The sequence below is a fragment of the Nocardioides sp. DN36 genome (assembly GCF_055380375.1).
In genome coordinates, this window is sequence record NZ_AP043823.1 from 3484445 (window position 1) to 3500402 (window position 15958).

Annotated in this window: 19 protein-coding genes and 1 riboswitch; of the genes, 8 read left to right on the plus strand and 11 right to left on the minus strand. The window is 73.0% G+C overall.

Going from position 1 to position 15958, the window contains the following annotated elements; translation table 11 throughout:
- Positions 1-189: 189 nt before the first annotated feature.
- The 6 genes from ACZ43H_RS17585 to ACZ43H_RS17610 all read right to left on the minus strand — a co-directional run bounded on the left by ACZ43H_RS17585 (position 190) and on the right by ACZ43H_RS17610 (position 6576).
- The gene (locus ACZ43H_RS17585) at positions 190-1236 is read right to left on the minus strand and encodes a phosphatase PAP2 family protein (protein ID WP_464585033.1); all 1047 of its coding nucleotides are present in this window, start codon (positions 1234-1236) and stop codon (positions 190-192) included.
- A 30-nt stretch (positions 1237-1266) separates the two neighbouring features.
- Positions 1267-2259 (minus strand): ABC transporter ATP-binding protein, encoded by a 993-nt coding sequence (locus ACZ43H_RS17590; protein ID WP_464585035.1) that lies wholly within the window; start codon positions 2257-2259, stop codon positions 1267-1269.
- A 5-nt stretch (positions 2260-2264) separates the two neighbouring features.
- A complete protein-coding gene (locus ACZ43H_RS17595; protein WP_464585037.1) occupies positions 2265-3908 on the minus strand; it encodes an ABC transporter permease in 1644 nt (547 codons plus the stop codon).
- Between the two features lie 10 nt (positions 3909-3918).
- A complete protein-coding gene (locus tag ACZ43H_RS17600) occupies positions 3919-4986 on the minus strand; it encodes a thiamine ABC transporter substrate-binding protein (RefSeq protein ID WP_464585038.1) in 1068 nt (355 codons plus the stop codon).
- Positions 4976-5095: riboswitch (TPP riboswitch) on the minus strand. It overlaps the preceding gene by 11 nt.
- Before the next feature lie 15 nt (positions 5096-5110).
- On the minus strand, positions 5111-5995 hold the full coding sequence (locus tag ACZ43H_RS17605; RefSeq protein ID WP_464585040.1) for an RNA polymerase sigma-70 factor: 885 nt from the start codon (positions 5993-5995) through the stop codon (positions 5111-5113).
- Positions 5992-6576, minus strand: a complete 585-nt coding sequence (locus ACZ43H_RS17610) for a carboxymuconolactone decarboxylase family protein (RefSeq protein WP_464585042.1) — start codon at positions 6574-6576, stop codon at positions 5992-5994. The genes ACZ43H_RS17605 and ACZ43H_RS17610 overlap by 4 nt, the downstream gene beginning before the upstream one ends.
- Before the next feature lie 80 nt (positions 6577-6656).
- Here ACZ43H_RS17610 and ACZ43H_RS17615 point away from each other — a divergent pair, with 80 nt between their 5' ends.
- On the plus strand, positions 6657-7586 hold the full coding sequence (locus ACZ43H_RS17615; protein WP_464585044.1) for an alpha/beta hydrolase: 930 nt from the start codon (positions 6657-6659) through the stop codon (positions 7584-7586).
- Positions 7583-8020: a GNAT family N-acetyltransferase gene (locus tag ACZ43H_RS17620; protein ID WP_464585046.1), complete on the plus strand. Its 438-nt coding sequence runs from the start codon at positions 7583-7585 to the stop codon at positions 8018-8020. Before ACZ43H_RS17615 ends, ACZ43H_RS17620 begins: the two co-directional genes overlap by 4 nt.
- On the opposite strand, the gene ACZ43H_RS17625 is transcribed toward ACZ43H_RS17620, so the two are convergent.
- Complete coding sequence (locus ACZ43H_RS17625; protein WP_464585048.1) at positions 8004-9065, minus strand: MBL fold metallo-hydrolase; 1062 nt, start codon at positions 9063-9065, stop codon at positions 8004-8006. The two genes, ACZ43H_RS17620 and ACZ43H_RS17625, sit on opposite strands and share 17 nt — an antisense overlap.
- Before the next feature lie 94 nt (positions 9066-9159).
- On the opposite strand from ACZ43H_RS17625, the gene ACZ43H_RS17630 reads away from it, so the two are divergent.
- Together ACZ43H_RS17630 and ACZ43H_RS17635 are read left to right on the plus strand one after the other, a co-directional pair.
- On the plus strand, positions 9160-9567 hold the full coding sequence (locus ACZ43H_RS17630) for a VOC family protein (protein ID WP_464585050.1): 408 nt from the start codon (positions 9160-9162) through the stop codon (positions 9565-9567).
- The gene (locus ACZ43H_RS17635) at positions 9564-10076 is read left to right on the plus strand and encodes a DinB family protein (RefSeq protein ID WP_464585052.1); all 513 of its coding nucleotides are present in this window, start codon (positions 9564-9566) and stop codon (positions 10074-10076) included. Before ACZ43H_RS17630 ends, ACZ43H_RS17635 begins: the two co-directional genes overlap by 4 nt.
- Positions 10077-10080: 4 nt before the next feature.
- Here ACZ43H_RS17635 and ACZ43H_RS17640 read toward each other — a convergent pair whose 3' ends face one another.
- Together ACZ43H_RS17640 and ACZ43H_RS17645 are read right to left on the minus strand one after the other, a co-directional pair.
- Positions 10081-10503, minus strand: coding sequence for a hypothetical protein (locus ACZ43H_RS17640; RefSeq protein ID WP_464585054.1), 423 nt, complete (start codon positions 10501-10503; stop codon positions 10081-10083).
- On the minus strand, positions 10496-10879 hold the full coding sequence (locus ACZ43H_RS17645) for a hypothetical protein (RefSeq protein WP_464585056.1): 384 nt from the start codon (positions 10877-10879) through the stop codon (positions 10496-10498). Before ACZ43H_RS17645 ends, ACZ43H_RS17640 begins: the two co-directional genes overlap by 8 nt.
- 42 nt (positions 10880-10921) lie before the next feature.
- Between ACZ43H_RS17645 and ACZ43H_RS17650 the strand changes: the two genes are divergently transcribed.
- Positions 10922-11716, plus strand: a complete 795-nt coding sequence (locus ACZ43H_RS17650) for a putative protein N(5)-glutamine methyltransferase (RefSeq protein ID WP_464585058.1) — start codon at positions 10922-10924, stop codon at positions 11714-11716.
- On the opposite strand, the gene ACZ43H_RS17655 is transcribed toward ACZ43H_RS17650, so the two are convergent.
- A complete protein-coding gene (locus ACZ43H_RS17655; RefSeq protein WP_464585060.1) occupies positions 11679-12386 on the minus strand; it encodes a biliverdin-producing heme oxygenase in 708 nt (235 codons plus the stop codon). The two genes, ACZ43H_RS17650 and ACZ43H_RS17655, sit on opposite strands and share 38 nt — an antisense overlap.
- 63 nt (positions 12387-12449) lie before the next feature.
- Between ACZ43H_RS17655 and ACZ43H_RS17660 the strand changes: the two genes are divergently transcribed.
- Positions 12450-12758 carry an STAS domain-containing protein gene (locus tag ACZ43H_RS17660; protein ID WP_464585062.1) on the plus strand — a complete coding sequence of 103 codons (309 nt, stop codon included), beginning with the start codon at positions 12450-12452 and terminating at the stop codon, positions 12756-12758.
- A 12-nt stretch (positions 12759-12770) separates the two neighbouring features.
- Positions 12771-13193, plus strand: coding sequence for an ATP-binding protein (locus tag ACZ43H_RS17665; RefSeq protein WP_464585064.1), 423 nt, complete (start codon positions 12771-12773; stop codon positions 13191-13193).
- Positions 13194-13213: 20 nt separating this feature from the next.
- On the opposite strand, the gene ACZ43H_RS17670 is transcribed toward ACZ43H_RS17665, so the two are convergent.
- Entirely contained in the window at positions 13214-13558 is a 345-nt protein-coding gene (locus ACZ43H_RS17670; protein WP_464585065.1) for an STAS domain-containing protein, read from the minus strand.
- Positions 13559-13698: 140 nt separating this feature from the next.
- Here ACZ43H_RS17670 and ACZ43H_RS17675 point away from each other — a divergent pair, with 140 nt between their 5' ends.
- Positions 13699-15954 (plus strand): SpoIIE family protein phosphatase, encoded by a 2256-nt coding sequence (locus ACZ43H_RS17675; RefSeq protein WP_464585066.1) that lies wholly within the window; start codon positions 13699-13701, stop codon positions 15952-15954.
- Positions 15955-15958: the final 4 nt, after the last annotated feature.

Here is a 15958-nt window from a genome sequence, read left to right on the forward strand (position 1 = left end):
TCATTCGTCACAAAAGAAACATTTTCCCCAGATTTATCTCCAGCCCCCGGCGTGTCGCCTTGACGAACTACAACCTTGTAATTCGTTCCCAGTCGGATAGTCCGGCACGTTTCGTACCCCGACCGACGGTCCGGGCAGGACGAAACGTGCCGGACTATCCGGCGGAAGCCGAGTGGGAGAGGGTGGCGCTCAGTCCTGCTCGACGGGTACGGCGGAGGTGGTGGCCGTGGGGTGCGAGGCGAGGCCGTGCCGGTCGAACTTCTGGCCGCTGGCGACGCCACCGACGTAGAACGAGATCAGCGCGATCATGATGCCGGCCACGTCGTCGGAGATGTAGTGCCAGCCGAAGTAGATGGTGGCGAGCAGCGTGAACCCGAAGTTCACCCAGAAGAGCCACTTGAGGAACTTCGAGCGGAGGGTGAACTGCACCATCATCGCGACCAGCAGGGTGATCGCGCAGTGCAGGCTCGCGAAGCCGGCCACCGACTGGACGGCGCCCTCGATCCCCGTGTGGATGACGCCCGCTCGTCCGTAGAACAACGACTCCATCAACGACGAGGCCGGGGTGTCGGGGAGGCTGTCGTAGAGCCAGGGGTACTGGAAGCCGGGGCCGAGGGTCGGCAGCGCGTAGTAGGACAGCGTGCCGAGCGACCAGGCGATGCACTGGGAGGTCGCGAACCAGTACCCGAAGGTGATGTTGCGCGACCAGACCAGCCAGGCGGTGAGCGCCAGCGGCACCAGCGGCAGGAACCACAGGTAGATGTAGGACAGGACGTGCGCCGAGACACCGGTGCCGAGCAGGTCGTGCAGCGCGATCGCGGGGTCGTGGCCGAACAGCAGCGCCCGGTCGACGAGGTGCAGCTCGCGGTCGTACTTCGTGTCGCCCATCACGAACGGCAGGAACGACTTGAGGTTCCGGTAGCTGACGTAGGTGATGTAGAAGCACACGACGCCCATCACGACCAGGGTGACGCGCTCGCGGGTCCAGTGCGTGCGGACCCGGGTGCGGAAGATCTCCGGCATCGCCTTCGGCCGCATCCGCGACTGCCACAGCGTCCGCGGCACCAGGTCGACCGCGAAGGCGCCCCCGACCAGCAGCGGGAGCCGCGCCCAGGACGGTCCGAGGAACCCGTCGGGGTCGGCCAGCCTCTTGTCCAGCAGCAGCGCCGCGAGGACCGCGAGGGCGCCCATGAGCGCAGCGATCCCGATCAGGAGGGCGTAGGCGCGGCGATACACGGACGCCAGTGTAGGGATCTGGCCCTCGGGTCAGACTCCGGGTATGACCGCGAGCTTGGCCGCCTCCACGGCCAGGTGAACCAGGTCACCCGGCCCCGGACGGAGGTCCAGCGGCGCGACGGCGTCGATCTCGCCGAGGCCCGGAACGTCCACCACCAGCCGCACCTGCTCCGGGGTGGCCCGGCCGGAGACCACGCGACCCGCGAGGGGGCCGGTGGTCGAGGCCAGCAGGGCCGAGCGGCGTACGGCGACCGCCGGCGCGCCGGGCAGGCCCGCCGCCTCGAGCAGCAGCCGGGCGGCGTCGTCGCGGAGCACCCGCGCGTAGCCGAGGAACAGCGCGGTGTCGGGGTCGGCCGGGGCGCGCCACACCTCGCCGATCGCGCCGGACTGCACCAGGCGGCCCTCGCGCATCACGGCCAGCCGGTCCGCGACCGTGAAGGCCTCCTCGTGGTCGTGGGTGACCATCAGCGCGGTCGTGCCGGCCGTCCGCAGGATCTCGCGCAGGTCACCGGCGAGCCGCTCGCGCAGTCCGGCGTCGAGGGCGGAGAGGGGCTCGTCCAGCAGGATCAGCCGGGGCTCGACCGCGAGCGAGCGCGCGAGCGCCACCCGCTGCCGCTCGCCACCGGACAGGGTCGAGGGCAGGCGGTCGGCGTACCCCTCGAGGCCCACCAGCGCGAGCAGCTCCTCGACCCGACGGGCGACGCGGGCCCGGGGCGTCCGCCGGATCCGCAGGGCGTACCCCACGTTGCGCGCCACCGTGAGGTGGTTGAAGAGCTGACCGTCCTGGAACATCAGCGCGAAACCGCGCCGGTGGGTGGCGACGCCGTCGAGGTCGCGGCCGTCCCAGCGCACGGTACCCGCGGTCGGCGCCTCGAGACCGGCGACCGCGCGCAGCAGCGTCGACTTGCCGCAGCCGGACGGGCCGAGCACGGCGAGCACGTCGCCGTCGCGCAGGTCCAGCGAGACGTCGACGACGGCGGGGACCCCGTCGTACGACACGGTCAGGTCCTCGATCTGGAGCATGGCGGCTAGAAGGTTCCCACGGACGGCACCCGGAGCCGTTCGACGGCCAGCATCACGAGGGTGGTGGCCGCGGCGAGCACCACCGACGCGGCCAGCGCCATCCCGTAGTTCATCGGCCCGGGGTGGCCGATCAGCCGGAAGATCACGACCGGCACCGTCGGGTGCTCCTCGCGGGCCAGGAACGAGGTCGCGCCGAACTCCCCCAGAGAGGCGGCGAACGCGAAGCCGCTGGCGGCCAGCAGCGGCTTCCACACGACCGGCAGGTCGACGGTCAGCACCGCACGCAGCGGCCCCGCCCCCAGCGAGGCGGCGGCCTGCCGCTGCCGGTCGTTGATGCCGGCCAGCACCGGGACGATGGTGCGTACGACGAGCGGGAGCGCGACCAGCGCCTGGGCGATGGGCACCAGCAACGGCGAGTCCCTCAGGTCCAGCGGCGGGTGGTCCAGCGTGACCAGGAAGCCGAAGCCGAGGGTCACCGCAGACACGCCCAGCGGCAGCATGAAGAGCCCGTCGAGGCCGCTGCGGACCCGCCGCTCCGTCCGGGACCGCGAACGGCGGGTGACGGTGAACGCGACGAGCAGGCCCATGGACAGCGCCATCCAGGTGGCGTCCACGGCGGTGCGCAACGAGGTCACCAGCGCGTCGGTGACCGGGACCAGCAGGGCCTGGTGGGTGCCGGTGGTGGTCAGCGCCCGGTAGTTCGCGAGGGTCCAGCGGCCGTCGACCTGGAGGGAGCCGGCCACCAGCGTCGCGATCGGGGCGGCCACCAGCACCAGCAGCACCACGGTCGAGCCGATCGCGGCGAGGTCGCCGCGGCCGGGACGACGGGGACGGGCGCGCACGCGGGACACGCCGTCGTCGGGCACGGCGCGCAGCCGTCCGGCGAGCACCAGCAGGACCACGACGGCCACCAGCTGCAGGATCGAGAGCGCAGCGGCGGCCTGGAGGTCGAGCAGGTTCGTCGTGAGCAGGTAGATCTCGGTCTCCACCGAGGAGTAGCGCAGTCCGCCGAGCGTCAGCACCACCCCGAACGCGGTCGCGCAGAAGAGGAACACCACGCTGCCGGCGGAGACGATCGCGGGCCGCAGCGCCGGCAGCGTGACGGTCCGGAACACCTGGGCGGGGCTGGCCCCCAGCGCCGCCGCGGCCTCCGCGGGCCGCGGGTCGAGGGACTCCCAGGCGGAGCCGACCGCCCGGATCACGACCGCGACGTTGAAGAACACCAGGCCGGCGACGATCGCCACCGCGGTGCCGTCGAGACGGAGGAACCCCAGCGGCCCCGCCTCGCCGAGCAGCTGGCGGAACGCCACACCGACGACGACGGTCGGCAGCACGAAGGGCACCAGGAGCGCCGCACGGACCAGGTCCCGACCGGGGAAGCGCAACCGGTGCAGGGCGTGCGCCGCGGGCAGCCCCAGCAGGACCGCGACCAGGGTCGCGACCGAGGCGGACCACACCGTGAACCACACGACCCGGTGCACCCGCGGTCGGCCGAGCACCTCCAGCACGGCGGCGGGGTCGAACGAGCCGTCGGACCAGAACCCCAGCCGGAGCATCCCGCTCACGGGGAGCACGAAGAACACGCCGAGCACCAGCACCGGCACCAGGGCCAGCGCGGCCAGGGTCAGGGTGCGACGCAGGGTGGTCACCTCGGGGACCTCATCGCGACGTGATGTCGCTCCAGTCCCGCAGCCACTCGTCGCGGTGCGCGGCGACGTCGGCGGGATCCACGGCGTACGGGTCGGTCGGCTGGACGGCGTACTTCGCCCACTCGGCCGGCAGCTCCACCCCGTCGGCGTCCGGGAAGACGTACATGCTCTCCGGCAGCGCCGCCTGCACCTCGGGGCTGTCCATGAAGCGCACGAACGCCCGCGCGCCGTCGACGTTCGCGGCGCCGGCCAGCACGCCGACGTACTCCACCTGCTCGAAGCAGGTGTCCAGCAGCGCGCTGGTGGTGGAGGTCTTCGCGCCCTTCGGCACGGTGAAGGCCGGCGAGGAGTCGTACGACAGCACGATCGGCCGGTCGCCCGAGCCGCCCTGGGTGAAGTCGACCTCATAGGCGTCCGACCAGCCGGCGGTCAGCTCGGCGCCGTTGTCCATCAGCCTCGACCAGTAGTCCTGCCAGCCGTCCTCGCCGTACGCCGCGACGGTGGCGAGCAGGAACGCCATCCCGGTGGAGCTGGTGGCGGCGCCCGGGAGGACGAACAGGTCCTTGTAGGCCGGGTCGGTCAGGTCGTCCAGCGTCCTCGGAGGCGCCTGGTCGTGCGCGGCGAACCAGGTGTCGTCGACGTTGACGCAGACGTTGCCGTTGTCGACCGGGGTCAGCCGGTGGTCCTCGTCACCGGGCAGGGCGTAGTCGGAGACGCCGGCCGGCTCGTCGAAGGAGTACGGCGCGAAGACACCTGCGTCCAGCGCCCGGGAGGCGAACGTGTTGTCCACCCCGAAGGCCACGTCCCCGATCGGGTCGTCCTTGGTGAGCACCAGCTTGTTGGTGAGCTGGCCGGCGTCACCGGAGGCGCGGACCACGAGGTCGTAGCCGGACTCCTGCTCGAACTTCTTCTTCAGCTCCTTCGGCAGCACGAACGAGTCGTGGGTGACCAGGACGACCCGGTCGCTCGACGCGACCCCGTCGCCGCCGGAGCTCTCGCCGACGACGGAGCAGGCCGAGGCCGCCAGGGCCAGGACCGTCGTCGAGCAGAGCGCTGCGAGCGCACGCGCGGACTTCATGTGGACTCCCTTCGCCGGTGCTAACCGGAGCAGGTTCGGAGGGTCTGCGGCTCGTCCGCACTCTCAGCACGCCGGTCCCGTCGGGGCGCGTGCTCCCCTGTCTTGTGCCGCTCACTCTACGACGTCACCGCGTCAGGCTGACCACCTCGTCGAGCCGGGCCAGCTTGGCGGGGTTGCGGACCCAGTAGATGCCGGTCACGAGGCCGTCCTCGACCAGCAGCGAGCCGATCGAGTCCAGCTCCCCGTCGAGGAGGATCCGCAGCGCCGGGGCTCCGTTGACGACGACCACGTCGGCCTGCGCGCCCTCCTGCGGCGTGACGCCGTCGAGGAAGCGGATGACCTTCTCCCGCCCGAGGATCGGCCGCAGCGCGGCCTTCTTGAAGCCACCCCCGTCGGTGACGAGCACGACGTCCGGGGCGAGCACGTCCATCAGGCTCGTGATGTCGCCGGTGCTCGCCGCGACCAGGAACCGCCCGATCACCTCGTCGCGGAGGCTGGGCGACACGTCGGCCCGCGGACGCCGCTCCTCGATGTGGGCGCGGGCCCGGTGCGCGATCTGGCGCACGGCGGCCGGCGACTTGTCCACGGCCGCCGCGATCTCGTCATAGCCCAGGTCGAAGACCTCGCGCAGCACGAACACGGCCCGCTCGGTCGGTGCGAGGGTCTCGAGCACCACCAGCATCGCCGTGGACACGCTGTCGGCCAGCTCCACGTCCTCGGCCACGTCCGGGGCGGTGAGCAGCGGCTCGGGCAGCCACGGCCCGACGTACTCCTCGCGGCGGCGCTGGAGGGTGCGCAACCGGTTCAGGCTCAGCCTCGTGACGACCCGGACCAGGTAGGCGCGCTCGTCGCGCACCGAGGCGTGGTCGACCTCGGCCCAGCGCAGCCAGGTCTCCTGGAGCACGTCCTCGGCGTCCGCGGCGGAGCCGAGCATCTCGTAGGAGACCGTGAACAGCAGGTTGCGGTGGGCGACGAAGGCCTCGGTCGCGCGAGTGGTCACGCCGCTCATCCTGCCGTCGCCCCCGTCGGGCGGGCCAACGGAATCTCGCACACGTCGGAGTAGCCCTGGCTCTGCAGGCCGGCGGCGGAGTTGAAGCGGGACCGCATGTTCTCCAGCGCGACCATCTGGGTCAGCTCCACGACGGCCTCGGCGCCGAGCCGGTCGACCAGGTTCGCGACCATCTCGTCGGTGACGGTGGGCGGGGTGACGCTCATCGCCTCGGCGTACTCGAGGACGTCGCGCTCGAGCGGGGTGAAGGCGTCGGACTCGCGCCACCGTGGTACCTCCCGCACCTTGGCGAGGTCGAGGCCGTCGTTGTGGGCCAGGAAGTACCCGAAGTCCAGGCACCAGCTGCAGCCGATGACCCCGGCGCTCGCCAGCTGCGCGTAGGACTTGAGGTCCTCGTCGAGGGCGTGCCACTTCGCCACCTTCCCCTCGAAGGCGAACACCGCCTTCAGCAGCGGCTTGTGGTGGAAGTAGACGTAGGCGTTGTCGGGGACCTGTCCCCAGGTGCGACGGGCGTAGGCGGTCATGACCTTGCCGTAGGCGCCGGAGATGGTGGCCTTCGGGATGCGGAACGTGCTGGGCACGGTGCCCTCCTCGGGTGAGTCGTGTTCGTCTGTCGGCATGAAGACACCGGCCGGGCCGCGCGTGTGACAACCTCGCCCCCATGACTGCCCGACGGTCCCCGAGCCGCCGCCACGAGCTCCTCGCCTGGGCGGTCCCCCGGGTCCGCAGGTCGCGCGACCTCGACACCGAGGACGCCGAGCGCGCCCGCCTCGAGCGCTGGCACGACGAGCTCACCCGGACGCTGCCGACCCGGCTCGTCCCCCGCTTCCACCGCCGCTTCTCGGTCGTCACCGAGTCCCTGGCCGGCCCGTCCGGCGAGTTCCCGGCGTACGTCCTCACCCCGAGGCACCTCGAGCCCCGGCTCACCGTCGTCTACGTGCACGGCGGTGGCTTCGTCGCGCCGATCGACCCCTTCCACGTCCGGTACGCCGCCCGGCTGGCGCACACCCTCGGCGCCCGGGTGGTGCTGCCGGACTACCCGCTGGCCCCCGAGCACTCCTGGCGGGACTCCCACGAGGCGGTGGCCGACCTGACGGGGCGCTGGCTGCAGGAGCCCGAGCCGGTCGTGGTGGCCGGCGACTCGGCGGGCGGTGGCTACGCGCTGGCCGTGGCGCAGACGCTGCGGGACCGGGGCGGCTCCCAGCCCTCGAGGCTGCTGCTCCACTCGCCGTGGGTCGACCTGACGGCCTCCACCCCGGAGACCGAGGAGTTCGCGACCCGGGACACCTGGCTGTTCCTCGGCAAGATGCACGCGTACGCCGGGTGGTGGGCCGGCTCGCCCGAGGACCTGGGCCGGCACGAGGTCTCCCCCGCTCTCGCCGACCTCGACGGGCTCCCGCCGGCGCTGATGTTCTGCGGCACCCGCGACCTGCTCGCGCCGGGCTGCCGGCTGCTCGCCTCGCGGGCGGCCGCGTCGACGTGGGACCTCACCTACGTCGAGGAGCCGGACCTGATCCACGTCTACCCGCTGCTGCCCCTGCTGCCCGAGGCCCGTCGGGCCTGGCACCGCACGGTGGAGTTCCTCTCGTGAGGGTCGTCGCGGTCCCCTTCGAGGCGCTCGACGCCCGCACGGCGTACGACGTCTGGCGGCTGCGGCAGGCCGTCTTCGTCGTCGAGCAGGAGTGCCCCTACCCCGACCTCGACGGGCGCGACCCCGAGCCCGGCACCCGCCACGTGCTGCTCGAGGACGGCGACACCCTGCTCGGCTACGCGCGGGTGCTCGACGACGAGGACGTGTGGCGCATCGGCCGGGTGGTCCTCGACCCGGCCGCGCGCGGTCGCGGCCTCGCCGACCACCTGATGAGCACGGCGCTGCAGGTCTGCCCGGGCCGCGACGTCGTGCTGGACGCCCAGTCGCCGCTGGCGGGCTGGTACGCGTCGTTCGGGTTCGAGACCGACGGGCCGGAGTTCGTCGAGGACGGGATCCCACACCTGCCGATGCGCCGGGTCACCCGGCAGCGGTGAACACCACGACGCCGTCGGCGTCCTCGCGGGTGGCCTGACCACGGGCGACCAGCAGCTCGAGGTGGGCCTTGGTCTCCAGGCTGGCGAGCGCCGCGTTGAAGGAGTCGAGGTCGGCGAGCCGGTGCTCGTGGCGGGTCCACGGGAGCTCGCCGGCGACGTCGTACGCCGTGGCCGGGCCGCCGCCGAGGACCTCGAGGGAGCGGGCGAGCCGCTCCTCGTGGTGGTCGAGCAGCTGGTCGACCCGCGCGTGGGAGGAGGGCGCGACCGGCCCGTGCGCCGGCAGCAGCGTCAGGTCGGGGAGGTCGCGGACCTTGGCCAGCGAGCCCATGAAGTCGCGCAGCGGCTGGCGGACCGGGACCGGCTCGAAGCCGATCGACGGGGTGATGGTCGGCAGCACGTGGTCGCCGGCGAAGAGCAGCCCGGCGGCGCGCTCGGCGAAGACGTAGTGGCCCTGCGTGTGCCCCGGTGTGTGGACAGCGTCGAGCGTCCGGTCGCCGACCTCGATCGCGTGGTCGCCCTCGAGCCAGGCGTCGGGGTAGCCCCACGTGCTCAGGTCGGGCACCCGCCCGTCGGTGAAGCGCCGCCACTCCTCGGCGATGCGGTGCGCCCCGGCCGAGCGCAGCACCAGCAGCGTGGGGTCGTCCGTCGACTCGTCGGCGGCGTGCATCAGGTCCAGGGTGGGCTTGTCGCCGAGCCCGAGGCTGACGTGCGCGCCGACCTCGCGGCCGAGCACCGCGGCCAGCGTGTAGTGGTCGCGGTGCACGTGGGTGACCAGGAAGCGGGTGATGTCGGAGAAGGCGAACCCGATCTCGCCCAGCGACTTCTCCAGCAGCGTGCGGCCCTCGTCGATGGCCCAGCCGCCGTCGACCATCGTCAGCCCGTGGCCGGTGTCGATGACATAGACGTTGACCGCGCGCAGCCCGTCCGACGGCAGGGGCAACGGGATCCGGTGCACCTTGTCGGCCACCCGCCAGGCGCCCGGCTCGGTCCAGTGCCGGCCGGAGTCGGGTGAGACTGCGCGGGCGGTGCTGGTCGGGGAGCTCACGCCTCGACCCTAGGGGGCGAGTCGGAACCCCTGCGCACGGGCGGCGGTCTACGGTGTGGACGTTCATGAGGACGTGACCAAGGGGGACGCTCGGGTGAGCACCGACATGACGACGCTGGGCACCATCAGCGCGATCAGCCTGTTCGTGGAGGACGTGCCGCGGGCCAAGCGGTTCTACCAGGACGTGTTCGGCGTCCCGGTGGTGTTCGAGGACGAGGTGTCGACGTCGCTGAAGTTCGACAACCTCATCGTCAACCTGCTGCGTGCCACCGAGGCCGCGGAGCTCGTCGAGCCGGCCCCGGTGGCCGGGCGAGACGCGGGGTCGCGCTTCCAGCTGAGCATCTGGGTCGAGGACGTCGACGCGGTCTGCGCCCACCTGCGCGAGCGCGGCGTCACGCTCCTCGTCGGGCCGGTCGACCGGCCCTGGGGGATGCGCGTCGCCACCTTCACCGACCCCGACGGCCACAGCTGGGAAGTCGCGCAGGGGATCGAGGCGGCGTGAGCGCCTCGCAGGCATCGCCCGAGACCGAGCTGCTGCTGGCCCACCTGCGCTCGCAGCGCCGGCACGTGCTGGGCATCCTCGAGGGGCTGGACGACGAAGCGCTGCGCCGGCCGGTGCTCCCGAGCGGCTGGTCGTGCCTCGGCCTGGTCCACCACCTGGCGCTGGACGACGAGCGGTTCTGGTTCCGCGGCGTCGTGGCGGGCGAGCAGGCCGTGATCGACGAGGTCGCCGCGTCCACGCAGAGCGCCTGGCAGGTCGACGCCGACCAGACGGCCGAGGACGTCCTCGCGCGCTACCGCGACGAGGCCGCCCGGACCGACGCGATCGTCGAGTCCGCCTCCCTGGACACGGCTCCCGCCTGGTGGCCGGACTTCTTCGGCAGCTTCCGCCTGGAGACGCTGCGCGAGGTGCTCATGCACGTGATCACCGAGACCGCGACGCACGCCGGCCACCTCGACGCGGCGCGCGAGCTGATCGACGGGCGCACCTGGCTGGTCCTCCCGGACTGACCCGCTACCGGCCGGCGCGGGCCGACTCGGGCTCCTGCTGCTTCTGCCGGTGCAGCCAGAACAGCCCGGCGATCGGCAGCACGGCCGGGAAGAAACCGTAGCCGACGCCGTAGTCGGACCACACCGAGGCGTCGGGGAACCAGTCCTGCTCGACGAGGCTCAGCGTGCCGACGGTGAGCACGCCGCCGAGCTCCACCCAGAGCATCACGCTGGCGAAGCCGGTGTGCCCGACGGAGGCCCGGCGGATGGCGTACCAGCCGAGCGCGTAGGTCACCGCCGCCGCGGCGGAGAGCCAGTACGCCACCGGCGCCTCGTCGTACTGCGTCAGGAGCTGGACCGCGGCGCGGGCGCCCGCGGCGAGCGTGAAGAGCGCGTAGAACGCGAGCAGGACCTTGTGCGGCCCGCTGCGGGGCGTCGGCTCAGGCACCGTTCCCCCAGGTCATCTGCAGGCGTACGGCGACCACCGTCACCGCCAGCGCCGCGACCGTCACGACGGCCGAGGACCAGGTCCCGCGGTCCTCCGAGATCGACTGCATCGCGATCGGGAGCACGCACACCGACGCGACCAGGTAGCCGACGTGGGCGGACATCTCCTCGGGACGCTGCCCGTTCAGCATGCTGCCCAGGCCCGCGACCGCGCGGACCGCCAGGACCAGCTCGAGGGCCCAGACCATGTGGTCGAGCCAGGTCGGCCGTGGGACGCGCCGCAGGGTGATGACGAGAGCGACCAGCGTGACGACGCCGGCGTACCCCGCCGCGACCGCGGTGAGCTGGCCGAGCGGGGTGTCGAGAGCGGACTGCATGGCACCATCATCGCCGTCCCCCTCCCGAACCCGGAGACCGCCATGACCCTCGCGAGCACCGTCGGCCGGCTGCGCGCCGCCGGCTGCGTGTTCGCCGAGGACGAGGCCGCGCTCCTCGAGGCGGCGGCGGGCTCTCCCGAGGAGCTCGAGCGGATGGTCCGCGACCGCGTCTCGGGACGTCCGCTGGAGGTGGTGCTCGGCTGGGCGGAGTTCTGCGGGCTGCGCATCGTCGTCGAGCCGGGCGTCTTCGTGCCGCGGCGGCGTACCGAGCTGATGGCCCGGCGTGCGGCCGCGCTGGCTCGCCCCGGCTCCGTGGTCGTCGACCTGTGCTGCGGCACCGGCGCGGTCGGCCGGGTCGTGCTCGACACCGTGCCCGGCGTCGAGGTGTACGCCGCGGACGTCGACCCCGCCGCGGTCGGCTGCGCGCGCCGCAACCTCCCGCCTGCCCGGGTCCTCGAGGGCGACCTGTACGCCGCGCTCCCGCCCGGGCTGCGGGGGCGCGTCGACGTGCTGGCCTGCAACGCGCCCTACGTCCCCACCGATGCGGTCGCGCTGATGCCGCCCGAGGCCCGCGACCACGAGCACCTCGTCGCCCTCGACGGCGGCCCCGACGGCCTGGACGTGCAGCGTCGTGTGGTGGACGGGGCGCCGGCCTGGCTGGCGCCGGGCGGGAGCCTGCTCGTCGAGAGCGGTGTCGCTCAGGCCCCGGTCACGGCCGGGCTGATGACGGCGGCCGGCCTGGTCCCCGAGGTGGTCCACGACGACGACCTCGGTGCCACGCTGGTCATCGGCACCCGGGTCACGGGCACAGGGCCGCCGCCTGGTCGGGGGCGCTGAGCTCGTCGAGGAGCCGCCGGTTGAGGTCGAAGGCGCGTCGGACCTCCTCGACCACCTCGACGCGACCGGCCGGGTCGACCGGGAGGGCGTCGAGCCGGGCGCGGTAGGCACGCTTGTAGGCCACGGGCTTGGGGACGTCGGCGAAGTCGTAGAAGGCCAGCCCGCCGTCCGCGAGCCCGGGATGGCTCCGGCGCAGCGCCTGGGCGAGCATGCGTCCGCCCGAGAGGTCCCCGAGGTAGCGGGTGTAGTGGTGCGCCACCAGCAGGTGGGGGCGCGCTCCGGCGAGCTCGATCCGCTCCCGGTAGGCCGCGGCCGCCGGCGAGGCGACCCGCGTGGAGACCGGCTCCGCGGAGGCCCCCGACCAGTGCGCCAGGTCCCGCTCCAGCGCATCGCTGCGGCCCAGGGACAGGTCGTGGACTGCTGCCACCGCGGGGTGGTCGCGGTGCTCCCACACCGCCTGCTCGAGGGCCGTGTAGACGACCCGCAGGCGGCGCAGGTAGGCGACGTACCGCGTCGTGTCCATCCGCCCGGCCATCAGGTCGCCCACGAAGCCGGCGGCCTCGGCCCGCTCGTGGTCGGCCCGGGAGCCCTCGCGCATGGCGATCGAGAGCGGGGCGATCGAGAGGGGAGCGACCGGGAGCGGGGTCGAACGATCCTCCGCTGGGAGCACGGGCTTGCCTTCCGTTGGTGAGGTCCCACGCTATGCCACGGCGATCCCGGTTATCCTCGTGACGTGGATGACGTGTCGTACTCCTCCAGCTTCGACGAGGGCTCCTCGACGCTCACCGTGACCGGTGAGATCGACGAGGCCGCGGGCGTGGTGCTCCGCGAGGAGATCTCGAAGTACTCCCGCGAGTTCTCGCGCGGGCTGCGGATCGACCTGAGCGGTGTCGACTACTTCCCCAGCCTCGCCGTGGGAGTCCTCGCGACGGCCCGCCGCAAGGCCGCACAGGCGGGGATCGGGCTCGGCCTGCTGGCGGCCGAGGGCAGCGTGGCGCAGCGGGTGCTCACGATCTGCCAGCTCGAGCACGAGACGATCTGACCCGGTCGGCACATGACGGACTCGGGGGCGGTCAGCACAGGGAACGGGTCCACGGCCGAGGTCCACGAGCTGCCGTTCTCCCGGGACAGCAACCGGCAGGCCCGCTCGCTGCTCAGGGAGTTCCTGGGCCGTCAGGCGCTGCCCTCCGAGGCAGCCATGGACGCCGCGATCGTGATCGGCGAGCTCGTCGCCAACGGGCTCGACCACGGCCGCCCCGACACGCAACGGGGCCTCGAGGTCTCCTGGCAGGTCGACGGCGCCACGCTGCGGCTCAGCGTCCTCGACGGAGGCGGGCCGACCACGCCGCACGTGATGCCTCCCGACCTCGACGCCCCGCGCGGACGAGGACTGGCGATGGTGCAGGCACTGTCGACGTCCTGGTGGTTCGACAGCGAGGGTGGCACGCGGGTCACCGCGGTGCTGGCCTGGCGCTGACGGGTGCCGCGCGACGTGGGTCAGGCAGGCACGTCCGCGTCCGGCGGGTCCCGGTCGTCGTCGGCGGACTCACGGTAGGGCAGGGCACAGACGTGCAGCACGCGCTGGGCGACGCTGCCCCGCCGGGCCACCAGCTCGACCTCGGCCCCGGCGCGCTGGGCCGCACCGAGCGCCCGGGTCAGCACCCCGACCGCGACGCTCGGCAGGTAGTCGGCGGCGCTGAGGTCCACCACCAGCGCGGTCCCCGGCGTCGTCCCGTGCTCCGCGAGCAGGTTGCGCAGGGTGATGATGCCGTAGTCGTCCACGTCGCCCCGGACCACGAGGGTCCGGTCGACGAGCTCTGCCTCGAAGGTCCGGTCAAGCACGGGCCCCACCCTAGGCAACGCGCCGCGTCGGCGGCCCACCGGAAGGGGTGAAGTGGGTCGCGGCCCCGGACGGCCGGCGCGGGATAGTGTTGCCGGAACCCCGGCTTCCCCAGCCGGCACTCACCTCCACGGAAGGTTCCATGGTCTCGACCCCGGGCTCGCAGCACACACCGGCCTACGGCCCCGTCGACCTGGCCAGCTGTGAGGACGAGCCGATCCACATCCCGGGCGCGATCCAGCCCCACGGCGTGCTGCTCGCGGTCGATCCCACGTCGCTCGAGGTGGCGGTCGCCTCCGCCAACTGCGAGCAGCAGACCGGCGTACCGCTGGCGGACGCGGTCGGGAGCCCCCTCGCGGCCTTCATCGGCGAGGACGCCGCCGCGCAGGTGCGCACGCGCGCGCTCGAGCAGACCTTCCGCGAGCCGCTGATCGTCCGGCTGCCGGCCTCCGTGCGCGGGGAGCTCGGCGGGCGCGAGGTCGACATCAGCCTGCACCTGTCCGCGACCAGGCTGGTCGTCGAGCTCGAGACGCTCGGCCGGCCGCGCTCGGTGATGCTCAGCTATCAGTCCGCCCGAGGCGCGATGGCCCGGCTCTCCGAGGAGACGACCGTCCTGGGCCTGGCCGCCCAGCTGGCTCGCGAGGTCGCCGCCCTGACGCTGTTCGACCGGGTCATGGTCTACCGCTTCGACCGCGACTGGAACGGCGAGGTGATCGCCGAGGAACGCCGCGACGACCTGAACCCGTTCCTGGGACTGCACTACCCCGCCACCGACATCCCGGCCCAGGCCCGTCGGCTCTACACCGTCAACTGGACCCGGCTCATCGCGGACGTCGACTACGTCCCCGTGCCACTCGTGCCCGTCCTCGACCCGGCGACCGAGGCCCCGCTGGACCTGTCGCACTCCACGCTGCGCAGCGTGTCGCCCATCCACCTCGAGTACCTCCACAACATGGGCGTGACCTCCTCGATGTCGATCTCGCTGGTCATCGACGGAGAGCTGTGGGGCCTGATCGCCTGCCACCACTACTCCGGGCCCCACCGGCCGAGCCAGGACGCTCGCGCCGCGGCCGAGTTCCTCGGCCAGGTCGCCTCGCAGCAGGTCGCCGAGCGGCAGCGCTCCGACGCCCGGGAGGAGGTGCTGCGCACGCGCTCCATGCTGAGCCGCATCGTCGGCCGGGTGGCGGCCACGTCGGGGTCCACGCTGGACGCCCTGCTCGACGACCCCGAGCTCCTCGAGGTGATGGGGGCCGACGGTGTCGCCCTGTCCTACGACGGCACCGTGCGCACGGTCGGTGCGGTGCCCCCGGTCGAGGCGCTCCCGCTGGTCGCCCACGCGATCCTCGGCCCCGAGGACGGTTCGGTCGGGCACACCGACCGGCTGGGCGACCTGGACCACCGGCTGGCGGCGTACGACCACCTGCCCGCGGGCGCCCTCGCGATCGGGACCCTGCCCGACCGCTGGATCGTCTGGTTCCGTCCCGAGCTCGAGCAGACCGTGGACTGGGGCGGCGACCCGCACAACAAGGAGGTCGCGGCGGCGGAGGACGCCTCGGTGCGCCTCTCTCCCCGTAAGTCCTTCGAGAAGTGGCGCGAGGTCGTGCGTGGCCGCAGCCGGCCCTGGCTCGAGGAGGACGTGGAGGCCGCCCACGACCTGCGCAGCCGCATCAACGGCCTGCTCCTGAAGCGCTCGCGTGACCAGATCGAGGTCGCGGAGTCCCTGCAGCGCAGCGTGCTCGCCGACGGCGTGCCCCAGCTCGAGGGTCTCGAGGTCGCGGTCCGTTACGCCTCCGCCGCCTCCTACCAGCTCGGCGGCGACTGGTGGGACTGCATGGAGCTGGAGGGCGACCGGGTGGCGTTCGTGATCGGCGACGTCGCCGGGCACGGCGTGTCGGCCGTGGCCGCGATGACCCAGGTCCGGGCCGCGCTGCGCGCCTACCTGTTCGCCGGCCACGACACCGGCCAGAGCCTCGACCAGCTGGACCGGTTCATGTCGGCACTGCTCGGCGAGCAGATCGCCTCGGCGCAGATCGTGGTCGTCGACCGCGCCGCGCGCCGCCTCGAGGTCGCCAGCGCCGGCCACCCGCCGCCGCTGCTCCTGCCTCCCGACCCGGCCGCGCCGCTGCACCCCGTCGCCCGTCCGGTGCTCGGGCTCGGCGCGGGGACCGCGGTCGTCACGTCGGTCGACGTCCCCGCCGGCACCACCCTGCTGATGTTCACCGACGGGCTGGTGGAACGTCGCGGCACCGACCTGTTCGACAGCCTGGACCTGCTCTCGCGCACGGCCGGTGACGGGCCCGCCGGCCAGGACCTCGACCTGTGGGTCGACCGGGTGCTGGCCGACATGCCCGCCCAGGGCGACGACGACACCACCGTCCTGGCGCTGACCGTCCTGTGAGGTG